The following is a 2,500-nucleotide window of genomic DNA, read 5'->3' as shown; positions in this document are numbered from 1 at the left end:
CAGTTCGACATAGAAGCGTGCGGCCGCTTCCGCGTCCTTGTCATACCAGAGACATATGGTGTTCTTGGCCATTGGGTGTCCTTTCCAGCAATCCAATATGCAAAGGACGAATATGGCATCAAGGTTCCGACATCGGTATCGATCAGATGCGAACGCAAGGATAATGTCTATTTTTCAGACTAATTGCAGCCAAAGAAGCCCTGCGCCAGCGGCGCCATATAGCGGGTGTTCGTTCGGCTCTTCCAGGTTTTGGTTGCGGGGGCAGGATTTGAACCTGCGGCCTTCAGGTTATGAGCCTGACGAGCTACCGGGCTGCTCCACCCCGCGCCGTTTGTTATGTTTGGGTTATGCTTTGTATTAGTATTGGTATTGGTTTTAGGTATTGTTTTTGGGTTTGGTTTGTAGAGAGAAGATTGTTTTCATGCGTTTGGCAGACCTGGCAGCGACCTACTCTCCCGCGTCTTGAGACGAAGTACCATTGGCGCTGGAGCGTTTCACGGCCGAGTTCGGAATGGGATCGGGTGCAGCCGCTCCGCCATAACCACCAGGTCGGCGAAACGCATGAATGAGAAGCTGGATTTTGATGTGCCTTTGGCGATTGTGACCCTCGAAGCCTTCAGGCTTCGCAAGGCCGACTGGCCGTCGGACCTTATGGTCCGCGCCCGCGCAGTGCCGGCCGTAAGGCCGAACAGCACGTGAGCGATATACGAAGCTTTGCTTCGCAAGCGCGACTGCGCGTCGCCGGTCGTCCGACGCCCTCGCGGAGCATAGGGCCGCAGGCCTGCTCATGCGTGAGCGCTAGGGTCTTTCCATCTTCGCTTTGAGCGAAGATGAGCATTGCAAATGGGAACGATCAAGCCGATCGAGTTATTAGTACCGGTAAGCTTCAAGCGTTGCCGCTCTTCCACACCCGGCCTATCAACGTGGTCGTCTTCCACGGCTCTCAGGGAATACTCGTTTCAAGGTCGGTTTCCCGCTTAGATGCCTTCAGCGGTTATCCGTTCCGTATATAGCTACCCTGCTATGCGGCTGGCGCCACAACAGGTCCACCAGAGATACGTCCATCCCGGTCCTCTCGTACTAGGGACAGATCCTTTCAATATTCCTACACCCACGGCAGATAGGGACCGAACTGTCTCACGACGTTCTGAACCCAACTCACGTACCGCTTTAAATGGCGAACAGCCATACCCTTGGGACCTGCTCCAGCCCCAGGATGCGATGAGTCGACATCGAGGTGCCAAACAACCCCGTCGATATGGACTCTTGGGGGTCATCAGCCTGTTATCCCCGGCGTACCTTTTATCCGTTGAGCGATGGCCCTTCCACACGGGACCACCGGATCACTATGACCGACTTTCGTCTCTGCTCGACTTGTCAGTCTCGCAGTCAGGCAGGCTTATGCCATTGCACTCAGCGAACGATTTCCGACCGTTCTGAGCCCACCATCGCGCGCCTCCGTTACTCTTTGGGAGGCGACCGCCCCAGTCAAACTACCCACCATACATTGTCCCGGACCCGGATGACGGGCCGCGGTTAGACATCCATAGAGATAAGGGTGGTATTTCAAGGGTGGCTCCACAGAAACTGGCGTCCCTGCTTCAAAGCCTACCACCTATCCTACACATGCCACTACGAATGCCAATGTAAAGCTATAGTAAAGGTGCACGGGGTCTTTCCGTCTAACCGCAGGAACCCCGCATCTTCACGGGGAGTTCAATTTCACTGAGTCTATGCTGGAGACAGCGGGGAAGTCGTTACGCCATTCGTGCAGGTCGGAACTTACCCGACAAGGAATTTCGCTACCTTAGGACCGTTATAGTTACGGCCGCCGTTTACTGGGGCTTCGATTCAGAGCTTGCACCCCTCCTCTTAACCTTCCAGCACCGGGCAGGCGTCAGACCCTATACGTCGCCTTGCGGCTTCGCAGAGCCCTGTGTTTTTGATAAACAGTCGCTACCCCCTGGTCTGTGCCACCCCCCACTGCTTGCGCAATGAAGGGTCACGCTTCTTCCGAAGTTACGCGTGCAATTTGCCGAGTTCCTTCAGCATAGTTCTCTCAAGCGCCTTGGTATACTCTACCAGTCCACCAGTGTCGGTTTCGGGTACGGACTATAAGGAGGAGCTATTTCCTGGGACCACGCAACAGCCCAACCAATCCGATAAGGTTGAACTATCCTGATGATCCGTCACTTCCTCCAGGCTCACGAATATTAACGTGATTCCCATCGTCTACGCATTTCTGCCTCGACTTAGGGTCCGGCTAACCCTGCTCAGATTAACTTTAAGCAGGAACCCTTGGACTTTCGGCGGGGGTGTCTCTCACACCCCTTACGTTACTCATGTCAGCATTCGCACTTCCGATACCTCCAGAAGCCCTCACGGGTCTTCCTTCACAGGCTTACGGAACGCTCCGCTACCGCTTGCATCACTGCAAACCCAAAGCTTCGGTGTATGGCTTGAGCCCCGTTACATTTTCGGCGCAAAGACCCTTATTTAG

The 2,500-nt window shown here is 54.7% G+C and carries 2 protein-coding genes, 1 tRNA gene and 2 rRNA genes (2 of these 5 cut by a window edge); 1 reads left to right on the top strand and 4 read right to left on the bottom strand.

Going from position 1 to position 2,500, the window contains the following annotated elements; translation table 11 throughout:
* The 3 genes from M9924_10720 to rrf form a co-directional block, all read right to left on the bottom strand.
* A protein-coding gene (locus M9924_10720; GenBank protein MCO5064875.1) for a VOC family protein crosses the window boundary here: on the bottom strand, nucleotides 1-72 show its 5' end (the start). It extends 402 nt beyond the left edge of the window; 72 of the gene's 474 nt are visible here — the first part of the coding sequence; its start codon is at nucleotides 70-72; the stop codon falls past the left edge of the window.
* A gap of 178 nt (nucleotides 73-250) precedes the next feature.
* Nucleotides 251-327: transfer RNA gene (locus tag M9924_10715), tRNA-Met, on the bottom strand.
* A 107-nt stretch (nucleotides 328-434) separates the two neighbouring features.
* Nucleotides 435-549, bottom strand: a 5S ribosomal RNA gene (gene rrf / locus M9924_10710).
* A 12-nt stretch (nucleotides 550-561) separates the two neighbouring features.
* Between rrf and M9924_10705 the strand changes: the two genes are divergently transcribed.
* Nucleotides 562-699 (top strand): hypothetical protein, encoded by a 138-nt coding sequence (locus M9924_10705; GenBank protein MCO5064874.1) that lies wholly within the window; start codon nucleotides 562-564, stop codon nucleotides 697-699.
* A gap of 150 nt (nucleotides 700-849) precedes the next feature.
* Here the strand turns inward: M9924_10705 and M9924_10700 are convergent.
* Nucleotides 850-2,500, bottom strand: a 23S ribosomal RNA gene (locus tag M9924_10700) (it continues 1,146 nt past the right edge of the window).

The sequence above is a fragment of the Rhizobiaceae bacterium genome (genome assembly GCA_023953835.1).
GTDB lineage: Bacteria > Pseudomonadota > Alphaproteobacteria > Rhizobiales > Rhizobiaceae > Mesorhizobium_G.
Note: the sequence above shows the minus strand (reverse complement) of the source record. Positions and strands in the feature narration are given on the sequence as shown.

Excerpts from the sequence above, each read along its gene's own strand:
- M9924_10705 (MCO5064874.1), top strand. The coding sequence starts at position 562 with ATGAATGAGAAGCTGGATTTTGATGTGCCTTTGGCGATTGTGACCCTC.